15 protein-coding genes are annotated in these 16,445 nt (G+C 66.1%); 9 read left to right on the top strand and 6 right to left on the bottom strand.

The window, feature by feature from the left end:
- Positions 1-1,124 precede the first annotated feature (1,124 nt).
- The 4 genes from E1261_RS33565 to E1261_RS33580 all read left to right on the top strand — a co-directional run bounded on the left by E1261_RS33565 (position 1,125) and on the right by E1261_RS33580 (position 9,568).
- Entirely contained in the window at positions 1,125-3,848 is a 2,724-nt protein-coding gene (locus E1261_RS33565) for a fascin domain-containing protein (RefSeq protein ID WP_132413713.1), read from the top strand.
- A gap of 10 nt (positions 3,849-3,858) precedes the next feature.
- Positions 3,859-6,672 (top strand): carbohydrate-binding protein, encoded by a 2,814-nt coding sequence (locus E1261_RS33570; RefSeq protein ID WP_132413714.1) that lies wholly within the window; start codon positions 3,859-3,861, stop codon positions 6,670-6,672.
- A gap of 10 nt (positions 6,673-6,682) precedes the next feature.
- Positions 6,683-7,804, top strand: a complete 1,122-nt coding sequence (locus E1261_RS33575) for a ThuA domain-containing protein (RefSeq protein ID WP_132413715.1) — start codon at positions 6,683-6,685, stop codon at positions 7,802-7,804.
- A 261-nt stretch (positions 7,805-8,065) separates the two neighbouring features.
- Positions 8,066-9,568: a S10 family peptidase gene (locus E1261_RS33580; RefSeq protein ID WP_132413716.1), complete on the top strand. Its 1,503-nt coding sequence runs from the start codon at positions 8,066-8,068 to the stop codon at positions 9,566-9,568.
- Here E1261_RS33580 and E1261_RS33585 read toward each other — a convergent pair.
- From E1261_RS33585 to map, 3 genes are read right to left on the bottom strand one after another with little or no spacing between them, the layout of a single operon-like run.
- Positions 9,528-9,827 (bottom strand): hypothetical protein, encoded by a 300-nt coding sequence (locus E1261_RS33585; RefSeq protein WP_132413717.1) that lies wholly within the window; start codon positions 9,825-9,827, stop codon positions 9,528-9,530. The genes E1261_RS33580 and E1261_RS33585 overlap by 41 nt on opposite strands.
- 30 nt (positions 9,828-9,857) lie before the next feature.
- A complete protein-coding gene (locus E1261_RS33590) occupies positions 9,858-10,241 on the bottom strand; it encodes a GNAT family N-acetyltransferase (protein ID WP_132413718.1) in 384 nt (127 codons plus the stop codon).
- Complete coding sequence (map, locus tag E1261_RS33595; RefSeq protein ID WP_132413719.1) at positions 10,238-11,086, bottom strand: type I methionyl aminopeptidase; 849 nt, start codon at positions 11,084-11,086, stop codon at positions 10,238-10,240. The genes E1261_RS33590 and map overlap by 4 nt, the downstream gene beginning before the upstream one ends.
- A gap of 47 nt (positions 11,087-11,133) precedes the next feature.
- On the opposite strand from map, the gene E1261_RS33600 reads away from it, so the two are divergent.
- Positions 11,134-11,331, top strand: a complete 198-nt coding sequence (locus E1261_RS33600) for a hypothetical protein (RefSeq protein ID WP_132413720.1) — start codon at positions 11,134-11,136, stop codon at positions 11,329-11,331.
- A 62-nt stretch (positions 11,332-11,393) separates the two neighbouring features.
- Here E1261_RS33600 and E1261_RS46105 read toward each other — a convergent pair whose 3' ends face one another.
- On the bottom strand, positions 11,394-12,017 hold the full coding sequence (locus E1261_RS46105; RefSeq protein ID WP_202875261.1) for a histone H1-like repetitive region-containing protein: 624 nt from the start codon (positions 12,015-12,017) through the stop codon (positions 11,394-11,396).
- 306 nt (positions 12,018-12,323) lie between these two features.
- Between E1261_RS46105 and E1261_RS33610 the strand changes: the two genes are divergently transcribed.
- Positions 12,324-13,016 carry a helical backbone metal receptor gene (locus tag E1261_RS33610; protein ID WP_132413722.1) on the top strand — a complete coding sequence of 231 codons (693 nt, stop codon included), beginning with the start codon at positions 12,324-12,326 and terminating at the stop codon, positions 13,014-13,016.
- Between the two features lie 63 nt (positions 13,017-13,079).
- A complete protein-coding gene (locus E1261_RS45550; RefSeq protein ID WP_165952739.1) occupies positions 13,080-13,256 on the top strand; it encodes a hypothetical protein in 177 nt (58 codons plus the stop codon).
- 8 nt (positions 13,257-13,264) lie between these two features.
- Here E1261_RS45550 and E1261_RS33615 read toward each other — a convergent pair whose 3' ends face one another.
- The gene (locus E1261_RS33615; protein WP_132413723.1) at positions 13,265-13,762 is read right to left on the bottom strand and encodes an NUDIX hydrolase; all 498 of its coding nucleotides are present in this window, start codon (positions 13,760-13,762) and stop codon (positions 13,265-13,267) included.
- A gap of 91 nt (positions 13,763-13,853) precedes the next feature.
- On the opposite strand from E1261_RS33615, the gene E1261_RS33620 reads away from it, so the two are divergent.
- Positions 13,854-14,756: an aldo/keto reductase gene (locus tag E1261_RS33620; RefSeq protein WP_132413724.1), complete on the top strand. Its 903-nt coding sequence runs from the start codon at positions 13,854-13,856 to the stop codon at positions 14,754-14,756.
- On the opposite strand, the gene E1261_RS33625 is transcribed toward E1261_RS33620, so the two are convergent.
- Positions 14,753-15,241 (bottom strand): VOC family protein, encoded by a 489-nt coding sequence (locus E1261_RS33625; RefSeq protein ID WP_132413725.1) that lies wholly within the window; start codon positions 15,239-15,241, stop codon positions 14,753-14,755. The genes E1261_RS33620 and E1261_RS33625 overlap by 4 nt on opposite strands.
- A gap of 82 nt (positions 15,242-15,323) precedes the next feature.
- Here E1261_RS33625 and E1261_RS33630 point away from each other — a divergent pair.
- Positions 15,324-16,445: alpha/beta hydrolase (locus E1261_RS33630; RefSeq protein ID WP_132413726.1), on the top strand; the 1,122-nt coding region annotated here is incomplete at its 3' end.

A 16,445-nucleotide genomic window follows, 5' to 3' on the forward strand; every position in this document is an offset into this window, starting at 1 on the left:
TCCCCTCCCCAAACCAGTTCGGGGCGGATACGGAGGTGCATCGCCTCAAACCGGTTCGAGCCGCATCCCCGACGTACCCGGGAGACGGATCCGCGCGGTTGGATCCTCCCCCGAAGCCTCCGAGCCCCGCACGCCTGAACCCCCGTCCCCATCCGCCATCGACCAGCCGGGGTTGCCCCTCGAACTGGAGGGTTGCCCACTGAGATTTTCGACGGGCAACCCCCCAGATGGAGGGTTATCCACCGGGTTGGAAGGTTCGCCGTGAGCGAGGCGGACCGACGGACGGCGCCCGCTCTCCCCAAACCGGTTTGGGGAGGAACCTGCGCCGGTCAGGGCGAGCATCAACCCCAGCCGCTGCAACGGTCACCTGCAACGCGGCGAGAACTCACCCTCCCCAGCCACAGGCCCGAAAGCCTCAGGCACCGTGAAGCCGCGGTCGCCGGACCGCAACTACTTTGAGCACCCACCAACCACCTGGCAGCCGCTGGAACGGTCGAACCGTGCTCAACGTCGACCGGCCGGCGTACCTTGAGCACCCACCGACCATCCGCCAGCCGCTGGAACGGTCGAACCGTGCTCAACGTCGACCAGCCGGCGCACCTTGAGCACCCACCGACCATCCGCCAGCCAGTGGAACGGGCGAACCGTGCTCAACGTCGACCGGCCGGCGCACCTTGAGCACCCATCGACCATCCGGCAGCCGGTGGAACGGTTGAGCCGTGCTCAAGGTCGGCCGGCCGGCTCGCCTTGAGCACCTATCGACCATCTGCTGGGCGCGCACGTGGTTGAACCGTGCTCAACGTCGTACCGGGTCTGGGTGGTGATGAAGACGGCGGGCGGGGTGGGTGCAAGATTTGGGTGGGATTGTGTAAGAAGTTGGCAGATAGTTTGGATGGTCGCCCAACGAAGTCTTGACGTGACGCTCCGGGGCAGGAAATATCCGATAGCACCCAGGGTTCTCCGCGCCCGGCCGATGGGTCCGCCCCCAAGCTCATCAGTGAGGTCCGATGCACGCCCTCGTGCGCTTACCCCTGCCCAGAATCCGGCCGAAACCCAGAATCCGGCTCCGACCCAGAATCCGGCCCAGAGTCCGGCTCGGCGTCGTTCTGCTGCTGACTGCCACGTTGCTCGCGCCGAACACAGAGGCGACTGCAGCAGCCGGTACGACGGCTTGGCAGAACGGCTCGTTCGTCGTCGACACCCCGAACCTGGTACGGCGGTCGAACGTCGTCATCCAGCGCGCCAACCCAGCCCCTGCCGACTCCCTCCCGCTCGGCAACGGGGCACTCGGCGCGGCGGTCTGGGCGGCCGACGGTTTCACCGCGCAACTCAACCGCACCGACACGTTCCCCGACCGCAAATCCCTTGGTCACCTGGTGATCCCGGGACTCTCCCGGCTCACCACTGCGGCTGACTTCACCGGCACGCTCGATCTGTACGACGGGATGTTGCGGCAGTCGGGTGGTGGCATGACCCTGACCGCGTTCGTCCGGGCCGATACCCAGCAGCTCGTCGTCGATGTCACCGGCGCCGACCCGAACAGCACGCAGACCGCCCAGGTGAAGTTGTGGAGCGGACGCTCCCCACAAGCCCGGGCAGCAGCCGGTACGGCGGCAATCGCCGAGACGTGGATCGACAACAACGGCGCGGGTGCATCCGGCCGCACGTTCGGATCGCTGGCCGGGCTCACCGCAGGCGGCCGCAATGTCGTTGCGTCCACCCCGAACAGCCTGACCGGCCAGATCACCTTCCAGCCCAATGCGGACGGTTCGTTCCGGGTCGTCGTCGCGGCACCGACCTGGACCGGTGGGGACTCGATCGCCACCACCAACGCCGTCTTGAACGGTGCAGCGCAGGGCGAGGTACGGGCTGCCCATCTTCAGTGGTGGCACAACTACTGGAACTCGGCCGGCCTGATCAAGATCACCTCACCCGACGGCACCGGGGACTACGTCGAGAACCTGCGGACGATTTTCCTCTACGCGAGTGCGGCCCAAAGCCGAGGCGTACTGCCCGGATCGCAAGCAGGCGTCGCAGACCTGTTCACGTTCTCCCAGGACAAGCGCGACTGGTATCCGGCCGGCTACTGGTTCTGGAACCTCAGAATGCAGGTCGCCGCCAACCTGGCCGCGGGACTACCGGCCCTCAACGACCCGATGTTCCGCCTCTACAACGACAACCGAGACGCGATCGCGGCCTGGACCAGCGCGCACATGCCCGGCAAACAGGGCCTTTGCGTTCCGGAGACGATGCGGTTCAACGGCAACGGCACGTACAACGGCGGCAACGACAACGCGTCCTGCGACTCGACCATCCCGCCGATGTGGAACTCCCTGAACGTCACGACCGGGGCCGAGGTCGGCCTCTGGGTCTGGGAGCACTACCGGATGACCGACGACCGAGCCTTTCTCGAACGGCACTATCCGTTGATCAAGGGCGCGGCGCAGTTCCTGCTCTCGCACGCGACCACCGGTTCGGACGGCAAGCTGCACACCCGGTCGAACGCCCACGAGACCCAGTGGGACGTCACCAACCCGGCCACTGATATCGCGGCGATGCAGTCCTTCTTCCCGATCGCCGTCAAGGCTGCGCAGCTCCTGAACGTCGACGCGGCGCTAGTCAGCCAACTCAACGCGGCAATCCCGAAGATCCAGACGCTCCCCCGGACCGACACAGCAACGCAGACGCAGCTACTCACCCCGGCAAACGATGCCAACGGCAACACCATGATCGGCCCGTCCACCCAGCCCGCGGCCCAGCGGCGCAACTTCGAGAACATTGGTCTGGAGGCGGTCTGGCCGTTCAATCTGATCGGCGACAACTCGGCGCTCGGCCGCCGCACGTTCACTTCACGGAGCTACGTCAACAGCCACACGTGGAGCTACGACGCACTCCACGCCGCCCGGCTCGGGATGGCGACCGAAGTGAAGACCTCGTTGCTAGCGGCAATCAGACAGTTCCAGGTCTACCCGTCCGGCCTGGCGAGCTTCACCTCCCAACAGGCCTCCGAGCCGTACATCGAGCATTCCGGCGTTCTGGCCGTGGCCGTCCCCGAGGCGCTCGCCCAGGACTACGACGGCCTCCTACGCATCGCCCCCGCTTGGCCAAGCGACTGGACCGGTGAAGGAACGGTTGCCATCGGCCACAAATCCAAAGTCCACGTCCAGATCACAGCCGGTACGCCGACCACCGTCGCGATCACGTCCGGCGCGAACCAGCAACTCGCCGTACGGAATCCTTGGCCTGGTCAGAGTGTCACCGTCCTGGACGGACAGACCCGGGCCACCGTCGTCGCGCCACAAACCAGTCCCACCATCACGATCCCAGCTCAGTCCGGCCGGTCCTACCTGGTGGAGAAGACCGGCTCGGCCATCCAGCCCTTCCAAGCCCTGTCCGGTACGCCGGCCACCGTGGCCCGGCGGTACGACAAGGCAACGATCGGTCTCCCGAAGGCCGGGACGGGCACGATCAGCCTGCGGGCACGGGCCAACGGCAAGTACGTCACCGCCGGAACCGGTACGCCGCTGATCGCGAACAGCACCACGATCGGTACGGCGCAGCAGTTCGAGATGGCGGATCTCGGCAACGGCAACGTGTCGTTGAAGGCCAAGGCCAACGGCCTGTTCGTTGCCGCCGACAACGCCGGTGCGGCCCCACTGCTCGCCAAGAACGCGGCCGTGGGCTCCTGGGAGACCTTCCAACTGATCCGCAACGGCGACGGCACGGTCAGCTTCCGCGCGCAGATCAACAACAACCTGGTCTGCGCCGAGAACGCCGGTGCCGCCGCCCTGATCGCCAACCGCACGGCGATCGGTCCCTGGGAATCCTTCGATCCCATCTACAACTGACGGAGTAGTCATGCGCACTAGAAGTTTCCGGCGGATCTCCCTGGTGATCGCCGCAGTCCTGACCGCCGCGGTGGGTCTCACCGCATCCGCCCAAGCCGGGTCGACCATCCCACCCGGCGACTATCAGCAGATCTCGCTCGCCACCGGCGGCAACGAACTCGGTGAGGCGATGTCGCTCGCCGTACTGCCCAATCGATCGGTCATCCACACCGCTCGCGACGGCTCGGTCCGCATCACAGATGTGAACGGTACGACGAGTCTGGCCGGCAAGCTCAACGTCTACACGCACGACGAGGAGGGTCTGCAGGGTGTCGCGATCGATCCGAACTTCGCGACGAACCGCTATGTCTACTTGTACTTCTCCCCGCGTCTGAACACCCCGGACGGCGATGCACCGACCGAGGGCACCCAGGCCACCTGGGATGCCTGGAAGGGTGAGCTGCATCTGTCCCGGTTCACGCTCACCGCGAACAACACCCTCGACCTGGCCAGCGAGAAGATCGTGCTGCGGGTGCCGAACGATCGCGGTCAGTGCTGTCACGTCGGTGGCGACATCGACTTCGATGCTGCCGGCAACCTTTATCTGACCACCGGGGACGACAGCAACCCGTTCCAGTCCGACAGCTACACACCGATCGACGAGCGGACCAACCGCAACCCGCAGTTCGACGCGCAGCGCACCTCGGGCAACACCAACGACCTGCGCGGCAAGGTGCTCCGGATCAAGCCGCAGCCCGACGGCACGTACACGATCCCGTCCGGCAACCTGTTCGCCCCCGGAACCGCCCAGACCCGCCCGGAGATCTACGCGATGGGCTTCCGGAACCCGTTCCGGATGAGTGTCGACAAGGCGACCGGCATCGTCTACCTCGGCGACTACGGCCCCGACGCCGGTGTCACGAACCCGAACCGCGGTCCCAACGGCCAGGTCGAGTTCGACCGGATCACCGCGCCGGGCAACTACGGCTGGCCCTATTGCACCGGCAACAACACCACCGAAGAGACCTACAACGACTTCCAGTTCCCCAGCGGCCCTTCGGGTGCCAAGTACAACTGCGCAGGCGGAGCCACCAACAACTCCTTCCGCAACACCGGCCGGACCACACTGCCGCCCGCCCAACCCGCCTGGATCCGGTACGCCGGTGACGCCGGAACGCCGCCCGAGTTCGGCACCGGTTCGGAGTCACCGATGGGCGGGCCTGTCTATCGGTACGACGCCAATCTCAACTCGCCGGTGAAGTTCCCCGCCTCGCTCAACGGCCGCTACTTCGCCGGTGAGCTCGGCCGCCAGTGGATCAAGGCGATCGAGGTGACCGGAACCGGCGGCGTCGGCGACATCGGTGCCTTCCCCTGGAACGGCACCCAGGTGATGGACATGGCCTTCGGCCCGGACGGCGCCTTGTACGTGCTCGACTACGGCACCGGCTCGAACAACCAAGCACTCTGGCGGATCGAGTACATCGGCGCTCAGAACCGCAACCCGATCGCCAAAGCCGCCGGTACGCCGACCTCCGGCGGGCGTCCGCTCACAGTGGCGTTCTCCTCCGCGGGAAGCTCGGATCCCGAGGGCGGCGCACTGACCTACCGCTGGACCTTCGGTGACGGCGGCACATCCACGCAGGCCAACCCGTCGTACACCTACAACACCGCAGGCAACTTCACCGCGACGCTGACCGTGACCGACCCGACCGGGCTGACCGGCTCGGCCAACGTCCAGATCAGCGTCGGCAACACAGCCCCGACCGTCACACTGCAGACACCCATCGACGGACAACTGTTCTCGTTCGGCGACACGGTTCCATTCCAGGTGACGGCCACGGATCCGGAGGACGGCACGGTCGACTGCTCCCGGGTGAAGGTGACCTACTGGCTCGGCCACGACGCCCACGAGCACGAGATCACCTCGAAGACCGGCTGCAGCGGATCGATCGCCGTACCGGTGGATGGTGAGCACGATCCGGCGGCCAACGTGTACGGCGTCTTCACCGCGTCGTACACCGACAACGGCGGGCTGACCTCGGTCGACAAGCACAAGCTGCAGCCGCGGCACCGCCAGGGCGAGCACTTCTCCGCGCAGTCCGGAATCCAGCTGGCCGACCACGGAACGGCCGAAGGCGGGAAGACAGCCGGGTTCATCGACAACGGCGACTGGATCTCCTACACGCCCTACGCAGTCAGCAATGCCACGTCGATCAGCGCACGCGTCTCTTCGGCCGGTCCTGGTGGCACGCTCGAGGTCCGCGCAGGGTCGGCGACCGGAACGCTTCTCGGTACGGCGACCGTGCCGAACACCGGCAGTTGGGACACGTTCACCAACGTCACCGCCAACCTGAGTAACAGGCCGGCCGGGACGACCACGTTGTTCCTGGTCTTCAAGGGCGTCACCGGTCAAGGCAGCCTTTTCGACGTCGATGCCTTCACGCTCAACACGTCCAGCTCTGGCGGAAGCACGACCGAGGGTGAGGCGTACACCTCGCAGTCCGGCGTCCAGGTCGCCTCACATGCCGGCGCCAGTGGAGGCGCGACGGTCGGCTTCATCGAGAACGGCGACTGGGCCGGGTACTCCGGAGTGAGCACGACCGGGATGCGCGGGTTCAGCGCGCGCATCTCGTCGGGTGGATCGGGCGGCACGCTCCAGATCCGCGCCGGCTCGGCCACCGGCACGTTGCTCGGATCGGTCGCCGTACCGGTCACTGGCGGCTGGGACAACTTCCAGACCGTCTCGACCACTTTGAACGCGTCAGCGAGTGGCGCGTTGTTCCTGTCCTTCGTCGGCGGCGCCGGAAATCTGTACGACGTCGACACCTTCACCGTGACTCCCTGAGGGGCCTGCCATGACTACTTTCACACGTCGTACCGCATTGATCGCCGGTGGAGCGCTGGCCGTCGGCTGGAACGCCCTTCCGGCCTGCGCGGCGCCGTACCAGGTGCTGGTGTTCAGCAAGACGGCCGGATTCCGGCACGACTCGATCCCGGCCGGTATCCAGGCGATCCGGGATCTGGGCGCGGCGAACGGGTTCACCGTGACCGCGAGCGAGGACAGCAATGTGTTCACCACGTCGTCGCTGGCGGCGTACAAGGCCGTGGTGTTCCTGAGCACGACCGGGGACATCCTCAACAACACCCAGCAGGCGGCCTTCGAGTCGTACATCAACGGCGGTGGCGGGTACGTCGGTGTGCACGCGGCCGCGGACACGGAGTACGACTGGCCGTATTACGGGCAACTGTGTGGGGCGTGGTTCCACAGTCACCCCGCGATCCAGCAGGTGACCGCACGCGTCGAGGACCGCACGCATCAATCGACAGCCCATCTCGGTGCGACGTGGGTGCGGACGGACGAGCTGTACAACTACCGCACCAACCCGCGGCCGAACGTGCGCGTGCTGATCAACCTGGACGAGTCGACGTACAGCGGCGGGAACATGGGTGATCATCCGATCGCCTGGTACCACGCGCAGGGCTCCGGCCGATCGTTCTACACCGGTTTCGGTCACACGATCGAGTCGTACGGCGATGCCGCATTCCGTCAGCACCTGCTGGGTGGCATCCAGTACGCCGCTGGCGCCGCGTCCACGCCGCCCGTCATCCCCATCGAGGGTGAAGCGTTCACGTCGCAGTCGGGCGTTCAGGTGGCTCCGCACAACGGTGCCAGTGGCGGACGGACACTCGGCTACATCGACAACGGCGACTGGGCCGGCTACGCGCAGGTGAACACGGCCGGCAAGACGGCCTTCAGCGCCCGCATCTCGTCGGGCGGGGCGGGCGGCACGATCCGGGTCCGATCGAGTTCCGCGACCGGACCGGTGCTCGGGACGGTCGCCGTACCGGTCACTGGGGGCTGGGAGAACTTCCAAACCGTCTCAACCACGCTGACCCCCGGCACGGGCCCTCTGTTCCTGACCTTCGCCGGCGGAGCGGGCGCCCTGTTCGACGTAGACAACTTCACGCTCAGCTAACCGACCCGCCCGCGCCACCAGTGGTGGCCGGAGACACGAAGTGGGGGCCGGAGACCTATGGCACGGGGTCCCCGGCCCCCACAACCTGTCTCACGCCCCACCAGCCCGGCCCACGCCAGCAGTGGTGGCCGGAGACACCAAGTGGTGGCCGGAGACCTGTGGTGCGGGGTCCCCGGCCCTGACAACCTGTCTCCCGCCACCAGTGGTGGCGTGAGACAGGGAGCTGCTGGTCGGCTTGGGTGGTGATTTAAGGTGCTCGGCATGGCCAAGGATGAGAACGGCAGCGCCGAGCCCGCGACCGACGAGAAGAAGAAGCCGGCGGCGCCGGTGGACGATCTGGTGGCGACGCGGCACACGCTGACCATCGGTGGGCGCGAGCTGAAGTACACCGCGACCACCGGGCGGATCGTGCTGCGGGAGGAGGTGGTGACCGACGGCAAGTCCGACGGGCATCAGCCGAAGGCCGAGGTCTTCCTCACCGCCTACACGCTGGACGACGCCGATGCGGCCGAGCGGCCGGTGACGTTCGCGTTCAACGGCGGGCCCGGTTCGTCGAGCATCTGGCTGCACCTTGGGCTGCTCGGGCCACGGCGGGTCGTCTCCGGTGACGCCGGTTCGGTGGCAGCGCCGCCGTACCGGCTGGTGGACAACGACGAGAGCCTGCTGCTGCACAGCGACCTGGTCTTCATCGACCCTGTGTCGACCGGGTTCTCGCGGGCGGTCGAGGGTGAGAAGCCGGGCGAGTACCACGGCTTCACGCGCGACCTGGAGTCCGTGGGTGAGGTGATCCGGCTGTGGACCTCGCGAAACGGGCGGTGGATCTCGCCGAAGTTCCTCGCTGGTGAGTCCTACGGTACGACGCGCGCCGCCGGACTGGCCGCGCATCTGCAGACGCGGTATGGGATGTATCTGAACGGCGTGATGCTGATCTCCGCGGTACTGGAGTTCGGCACGCTCGACTTCTCCCCCGGCAACGATCTGCCGTACACACTGTTCCTCCCGACGTACGCCGCCATTGCGCACTACCACGGGTTGGTCCCGGACCGGACGCTCGATGAACTGCTCGCGGATGCCGAGCGGTTCGCGGCCGGGCGGTATCCGAATGCGCTTGCCCAGGGCAACCGGATCCCGGACGACTACCGGGCCGAGGTGGTGACGCGGCTGGCCGGGCTGACCGGGTTGAGCGAGGACTACATCGACCGCGTCGATCTGCGGATCGAGCATCAGCGCTTCTATACCGAGCTGCTGCGGTCTCAGCGCCGTACCGTCGGTCGTTTGGATGGCCGGTTCACCGGCTGGGAGGTCGACTACGCCATCGACGCGACCCCGAACGACCCGTCGTTCGCCGCGATCATCGGTCCGTACAGTGCGGCGCTGAACCACTACGTGCGCTCCGAGCTCGGCTACGAGAACGACCTGCCGTACGAGACGCTCAGCTGGGAAGCCGCGAAGAACTGGTCCTACAAGGAGTTCGAGGGGCAGCAGATCACCGTCGCCGACAAGCTTGCCGAGGCTCTGCGCACCAACCCGCACCTCAAGGTCCACGTTGCCTCAGGCCACTACGACGGCGCCACCCCGTACTTCGCCACCGAACACACCCTCGCCCGGCTGAAGATCCCCCGCGAACTCACGGACAACATCGAGGTCAAGTACTACCCGGCCGGCCACATGATGTACGTCCACGAAGAGTCCCGCATCCAGCAGGCCGCCGACCTGGCCGCCTTCATCGCGACCGCCGGTCGTACAGGGCGTACAGACCAGTAGTCAGCAGCGTGAGCCAGATGTAGGCGTTGGTGAGACCGCGCTCCAGGAACGAGCGCTCCGGGTCACCGGTGGCCAGCTCCCACAGCTGGCCGCCGACCAGGCTGCCGAGGCCGAACAACGCGATCCGAGCGATCCACCACAGCCATCCCCACTTACCCTCGTGCTCGCCCATGTCGTTGAAGTCGAACAACGACCGCAGCGCGCGTGACACGGTTACGGCCGGCGCCGCAGCGCTCGTCGGATCCCCACCCTCGCTCATCAGCGCAGTGTGACAGGCGAAGGGTCCGCCCTACGGGTAGATGCGGAAGCCGGAGAACGTGCGGTGATGCTCGTACGACGCATAGAAGGCTTCGGCAGTGTCCGTCACCAGGTCGATGCGTTGCGCACCGGTGAGCGGGTGGGCGTAGTCGATCAGCGCCCGCCCGACACCCTGCCGGCGGTAGTCCACGTGGGTTGCCATCATCGACAGGTACGACGCGATGTGGCCGTCGCTGAGCAGGTAGGCGAAACCGATCACCAGCTCACCGTCGAGTGCGACCACGCTCGTGACACCCGGCGCGGTCAGCGTCGCGTGCGCGCGGTCGAGGTCGGAGCCGAAGCTCGGCCAGCCCTCGGCATCGCACAACGCGACGATGCCGGCCAGATGCGTCCGCTCGTACTGCTGGAGATTCATGGCAGGGTGAGAATCTCGGCGCCGGTGTCGGTGACGACCAGCGTGTGCTCGAACTGCGCGGTGCGGGACTTGTCCTTGGTGGTGGCGGTCCAGCCGTCGTCCCACAGGTCGTAGTCGAACGTCCCTAGTGTCAGCATCGGCTCGATGGTGAACGTCATCCCCGGCTCGATGATGTCGTCGAACCGCTCGTCGTCGTAGTGCGGGATGATCAGGCCGGAGTGGAACGACGTCGCGATGCCGTGCCCGGTGAAGTCGCGGACGACGCCGTACCCGAAGCGCTTCGCGTAGGACTCGATCACGCGGCCGATGATGCTGACCTGACGACCGGGCTTCACTGCCTTGATCCCGCGCATCAGCGCTTCGTGCGTGCGCTCGACGAGCAGCCGGCTCTCCTCGTCGACCTCGCCGACCAGGAACGTGGCGTTGGTGTCCCCGTGCACACCGTCGAGGAACGCGGTGATGTCGACGTTGAGGATGTCGCCGTCCTCGAGCGGGCGGTCGTCCGGGATGCCGTGGCAGATGACCTCGTTGACCGAGGTGCACAACGACTTCGGATAACCGCGGTAGCCCAGGGTCGACGGATACGCACCGCGCTCGACCAGGTAGTCATGACCGACCCCATCAAGCTCGTCGGTCGTCACCCCCGGCTTCGCCGCCGCACCGACAGCTTGCAGCGCCTGCGCGGCGAGCTTGCTCGCCACACGCATCTTGTCCACCAACTCCGGCGCTGTCACGTACGAACCGTCGTACGGCGTCGGGGCCGGCTTGCCGACGTATTCGGGGCGCGGAATGACGGCAGGAACTTCGCGGCGCGGCGAGATGGTGCCGGGAGTAAGGATCGACATGGTGGGAACATCTTAGTAACGCGTGCCAAGACTTCCGGGAGGTGGTCATGCCGAAGAGCGACGATCACAGTAACGAGTGGTACTTCAACACCAAGACCGGTGAGGTCGAGCCGTACCAGGGCGCCAAGTCCGGCGACCGGCTCGGACCCTACAGTTCACCGGAAGAAGCGGCCCGGGCGCTGGAAATAGCGCAGGAACGCAACGAGGCCTGGGAGAAGCAGAACAAGGACTGGGAAGACGACTGATTCCGGACGCACCGAAGGGCACCACCGCGACGGTGGTGCCCTTCGGCTTTTCGGGTACGGAATCAGCGGGCAGCGGCCTTACGGGCCGGCGCCTTCCGCGCGGGTGCCTTACGAGCCGGGGCCTTGCGGGCCGGGGCCTTCTTGGCGACCGTCTTCTTGGCCGGGGCCTTCTTCGCCGCGACCTTCCGCGCCGGAGCCTTCTTGGCAACGGCCTTCTTCGCGGGGGCCTTCTTGGCGGCGACCTTCTTGGCCGGAGCCTTCTTCGCAACCGTCTTCTTCGCCGGGGCCTTCTTGGCCACCGTCTTCTTGGCGACGGTCTTCTTCGCGGCGACCTTCTTGGCCGGAGCCTTCTTCGCCACGGTCTTCTTCGCCACTGTCTTCTTGGCAACCGTCTTCTTCGCGGTGGCCTTCTTCGCCGGCGCCTTCTTGGCGACGACCTTCTTGGCCGGCGCCTTCTTCGCGACAGTCTTCTTGGCGGTGGCCTTCTTCGCCGGGGCCTTCTTCGCCACCGTCTTCTTGGCGGCGGTCTTCTTTGCCGCACTCACCTTCTTGGCGACTGTCTTCTTCGCTGCAACCTTCCGCGCGGTCGTCGTCTTCGCGGCGGTGGTCTTCTTCGCGACAGTCTTCTTGGCGGGAGAAGCCTTTTTGGCTGTCGCCTTCCCTGCGGCTGCCTTCTTGGCTGGCACTTCTGCCTCCTTGTGCGGCTGAGGAAAACCACGGTGGATTCCTCGTCGACAACGATGATGACAACACTTGGTGGCTTCGTAAAGCACCCGAAACACCTTCGGGTCAAGGCGACGCACGGCCAACAGTGCGAAGAATTTCCGAAAAGCGTTGTGCAGAAGGGTTTCCACGACACCCGAAGGACACCGAAGGGCTTCCAGAATTTCTTCACGACACGCGCACAAAAGTCGTGTCGAACGGCCGTTTGGCACAGTGTTGTCTTCGGCAACAGCCTGAACGGTCGACACAGTGAGCGGAGAGTTGAAGCGATGCGTGTAGTGAGTCTTGTGCCGTCGTTGACGGAGTCGATCGCAGTCACGCACGCACATCTTCTCGTCGGCGCAACGGACTGGTGCACGCATCCCGCAGACCTCGACGTGACCCGTGTTCGCGGCACCAAGAATCCTGATCTCGAACGGATCCAGGAACTCGCGCCGGACCTCGTCATCGCCAACGCCGAAGAGAATCGCGCAGTCGATCTCGACGCGTTGCGTGCACTCGGCATCGACGTGTGGCTGACGTCGATGACGACGGTCGACGAAGCACTCGATCAACTCGACGAACTGCTCACCACGATCACCGGCGACGTGCCGCGATGGTTGCGCGATGCACGAGCAGTGTGGAGTACGCCGTACTCCGGTCCGCGTCGTCGTGCCGTCGTACCGATCTGGCGGCGGCCGTGGATGGCATTGGGACGGGACACGTTCGCCGGTGATCTGCTCACCCGGATCGGGGTCGACAACGTGTTCGCGGAATCGGGCGAACGCTATCCACGGTTCGACCCCGAAACATTGCCGCCGTACGACGTGGTGGTGTTGCCGGACGAGCCTTATGCGTTTGCACCCGATGACGGGCCGGAGGCATTTCAGCAGCCCGCAAAGTGCGTCTCGGGGCGGCATCTGACCTGGTACGGGCCGTCACTGGTCGAGGCGCGGAGCGTGCTCACCGGACAGCTGGCGTGACGTCCGACACGATCCCTGCCGTCTCAACTAGACAGTTAGGTTTGCCTCACCTACGCTCGGCCCGTGCCGGAAATGACTGCGAAGAAGAAGTGCTGCAAGGACAAGCCGAGGTGCAAGAAGTGCCCGGTCGTCCTGAAGCGGCTCGCTGATGCCGGCTGCGCGGAGCGCCTCGACCGGGTGCACTACAAGGTCGACAAGAAGGTTCCGAAGAAGGTTCTGAAGGAAGCCCGCTCCCGGTAACAGCTGGTTCAGGACGCGCGGCGCAGAGTGATCGCGTCGGCCGCCTGCCGGAGCAGACCGGGGATCGTGACGTGGGCGGCCTGGCCGGTCGCCTCGAGGTCGTCACCCCACCACCAGCCGTGCGCGCTGATCGTCTGCAGCTCCAGCTCCTCCTGGTTCGCGAACGTGACGTCGACCGCGTCGACCGCCACCGCGAAGAACGTCTGCTGCTGAATCATCCGCGCGCCACCCCACTCGAACTCGATCGTGTTCGCCGCGACCGGCGTACCGAGCACGTCGGCGGGCAGCACGATGCCGACCTCCTCGCGCAACTCGCGGCAGGCGGCATCCGCGATCGACTCGCCGGCCTCGACACCTCCGCCGATCGTGAACCAGTACGGAACGTCGGGTTTGAGCGGATCCCAGCCGTGCAGCAACAGCACTTTGCCGTCCGGACGCACCGGCAGCACACGAGCCGTCGTCCGGCGGACGACGGTACCTGGAGGTGGCAACCGAGATTCACTCACACCACAAAACGCTAGACGACTCCCCGCACCTCGTGCCTGGCAACGCGGCGCGTCTCCCGAGTTGTTGCCGTCGACATCTACGATCGAAGGTATGGGAGCTCGTATCGGTCTAGGCCTGGCTGCGCTCGGTCGGCCGGGGTACATCAATCTCGGACACGACGAAGATCTGCCCGCCGGTCGGGCGGTCGAGGATCTTCGGCAGCGCACGCACGAACTGCTCGAGCTGGCCTGGCGATCGGGTGTTCGCTACTTCGATGCCGCGCGTTCGTACGGGCTTGCCGAAGAGTTCCTCGGTGAATGGCTGACCCCGGAACGTCGTGCTCAGGTGACTGTCGGTTCCAAGTGGGGCTACACCTACGTCGCGGACTGGCGGCACGACGCCGAGACGCACGAGGTGAAGGATCACACGCTCGCGACGTTCGAGCGGCAGTGGCCGGAGACCTTGCAGGCGTTGGGCGGTGCGCCGGATTTCTATCTCGTGCACAGCCTCACGACGGACAGCCCGGCGCTCGACGACGAGAAGTTGCTGAACCGGTTACGCGAGCTTGCGGACACCGGCGTACGGGTTGGTTTGTCGACGAGCGGACCGCAGCAGGCTGCTGCGTTGCGGAAGGCACTTGAACTCGATGGACCGTTCACGGCGGTCCAGTCCACCTGGAATGTGCTGGAGACCTCGGCCGGCGCCGCGCTCGCCGAAGCGCACGACGCCGGCTGGTTCGTGGTGGTGAAGGAAGCGGTAGCCAACGGGCGACTGACTGCGAAGGCGGGCGAGACGCCGTTCAACGTGTTCGCTCGCCAGCACGACATCGCTCCGGACTCACTGGCGATCGGTACGGCGGTCGCGCAGCCCTGGGCGGATATCGTCCTCAGCGGCGCGACGACCGCCGTACAGCTCGAGAGCAATCTTGCTTTCCGGGCCGACGGGCCGCTGAGCGAGTTCGTCCAGCAGCCCGAGGAGTACTGGACCGAGCGGTCCGCGCTCCCCTGGATTTAGATTCTGCTGCGCATCTCGATTGCGAACGACTCCTGCGCGTACTGCATCTTCGTTGCCTCAGCCGGGTCGGCGAAAATCTCGCCGATTGTTGCGTAGTCGACGTCGTACAGGTGTGTCTGCAGCCACCAGATGTTGCCGACCGGATCCTTCACCCGGCACCCGCGATCGCCGGTGATCCCCGACTCCATCAGTTCGGTCACGACCGTGCCACCGGCCTCCACCGCCCGCGCCAGCGTTGCATCGACGTCTTCGATGTACACACTCAGGAAGCTGGGCGTCACCGGCCAGTCCGGCTGCGCGTCGAAGGTCATCAGCACCGACTCCCCCACCGTGATCTCGGCATGCCCGATCGTTCCGTCCGGATTTGGGAACCGGCCGGACGCGCGCACGTCGAACGTTTGCTCCACGAATGCGAGAAACTGCTCTGCGCCACGAACGACGATGTACGGGGTGACGGTCGACTTCCCACCAGGGTTCTTGTTCATGTCCACCAGCATCGAGTAGGTAGCGGTCAGGTTCTGTCCGCTACAGGGTTCGCTACAAGTCCGCTAGAGGAGAGTGACGCCGATGGCTCGCAGGGGTTTGCGGAAGATGCGGACCGGCCTCGTGATTCTGGTCCTGCTGGTGGTCGTCGGCGGCGGTGGGTACGTCGGCTGGGTGCTCGTCCAGCGCTCCGAACCGGTGTCTCTACCCGCACCGACCGGGCAACTGCAGGTCGGCCGCCAGACCTTCGAGTGGAGCGACACAGCCCGCAAGGACCCGTACGTCGCAGGGCCGCGGAGGCTGGCCGTCTGGGTCTGGTACCCGGTGGCGAAGGGGGTCAGCGGACGCAAGGTGGCCTACGCGCCGGGGCAGTGGAGCGGCCTGCAGGAGAAGGGTCCGCTGTCGATCCTGCAGGGGCCGCTCGACAGTCTGCGGGACCCTGGGCTGGATCACGCCGAGGTCGCTCCGGGCCGGTTCCCGGTCGTGGTTCTGCTGCCCGGGGAAGGACTGTCGGCGCCGATGTACGCGACGCTCGCGGAGAACCTCGCGAGCCACGGATATGTCGTCGTCGGCGTCACACCGACGTACAGCGCGAAGCTCACCGTCCTTGGCGGGCAGACGATCGAGAGCATGCCGGCCGCCGTACCGCCTAGTCCCGAGGACAACTCACCCGGTGCGCTGCAGACCGGTGAGCATCTGGTCGGTACGTGGGCGGCCGATGCGCGGTTCGCGGCAGCGACGGTGGCGAAGGAGTTGCCGGACAGCGTGGATCCGACGTTCGGTCCGTCGTACGTCGGGCATGGGTTCGGCGGCGCCGCTGCCTTGGAAGCCTGCCGGACCGATGCGCGTTGTGCGGCCGCGGTCGACCTGGACGGGCGGCAGTTCGGCGAGGCGGTGAAGAAGGGCGTGCAGGCACCGTTCATGCTGCTCGGCGCCGACGACTCCTGCATCACCAGCGTCTGCGGCCCCAATGCCAAGGCCGACACCGACCGGGCCCGCGCCCTCTCGTTGCTCAAGGCAAGCAACAACACCTCGTGGTGCGCAACCATCCCCGACACCCGCCACCTCAACTTCACCGACTACGGCACCTACTACCTCGCCTGGCCCCTCCAAAAGCGCCTGGCCCTAGGCACCGCCAACCCCCGCCACGCCCTAACCGTCCAAAACGGCTACCTCACCACCTTCCTCTCCCACGCCCTCCACAAC

The organism is Kribbella albertanoniae (assembly GCF_004348455.1).
Lineage (GTDB): Bacteria > Actinomycetota > Actinomycetes > Propionibacteriales > Kribbellaceae > Kribbella > Kribbella albertanoniae.

Excerpts from the sequence above, each read along its gene's own strand:
- E1261_RS33570 (WP_132413714.1), top strand. The coding sequence starts at position 3,859 with ATGCGCACTAGAAGTTTCCGGCGGATCTCCCTGGTGATCGCCGCAGTC.
- E1261_RS33575 (WP_132413715.1), top strand. The coding sequence starts at position 6,683 with ATGACTACTTTCACACGTCGTACCGCATTGATCGCCGGTGGAGCGCTG.
- E1261_RS33580 (WP_132413716.1), top strand. The coding sequence starts at position 8,066 with ATGGCCAAGGATGAGAACGGCAGCGCCGAGCCCGCGACCGACGAGAAG.
- E1261_RS33585 (WP_132413717.1), bottom strand. The coding sequence starts at position 9,827 with ATGAGCGAGGGTGGGGATCCGACGAGCGCTGCGGCGCCGGCCGTAACC.
- E1261_RS33590 (WP_132413718.1), bottom strand. The coding sequence starts at position 10,241 with ATGAATCTCCAGCAGTACGAGCGGACGCATCTGGCCGGCATCGTCGCG.
- map (WP_132413719.1), bottom strand. The coding sequence starts at position 11,086 with ATGTCGATCCTTACTCCCGGCACCATCTCGCCGCGCCGCGAAGTTCCT.
- E1261_RS33600 (WP_132413720.1), top strand. The coding sequence starts at position 11,134 with ATGCCGAAGAGCGACGATCACAGTAACGAGTGGTACTTCAACACCAAG.
- E1261_RS33610 (WP_132413722.1), top strand. The coding sequence starts at position 12,324 with ATGCGTGTAGTGAGTCTTGTGCCGTCGTTGACGGAGTCGATCGCAGTC.
- E1261_RS33620 (WP_132413724.1), top strand. The coding sequence starts at position 13,854 with ATGGGAGCTCGTATCGGTCTAGGCCTGGCTGCGCTCGGTCGGCCGGGG.
- E1261_RS33625 (WP_132413725.1), bottom strand. The coding sequence starts at position 15,241 with ATGAACAAGAACCCTGGTGGGAAGTCGACCGTCACCCCGTACATCGTC.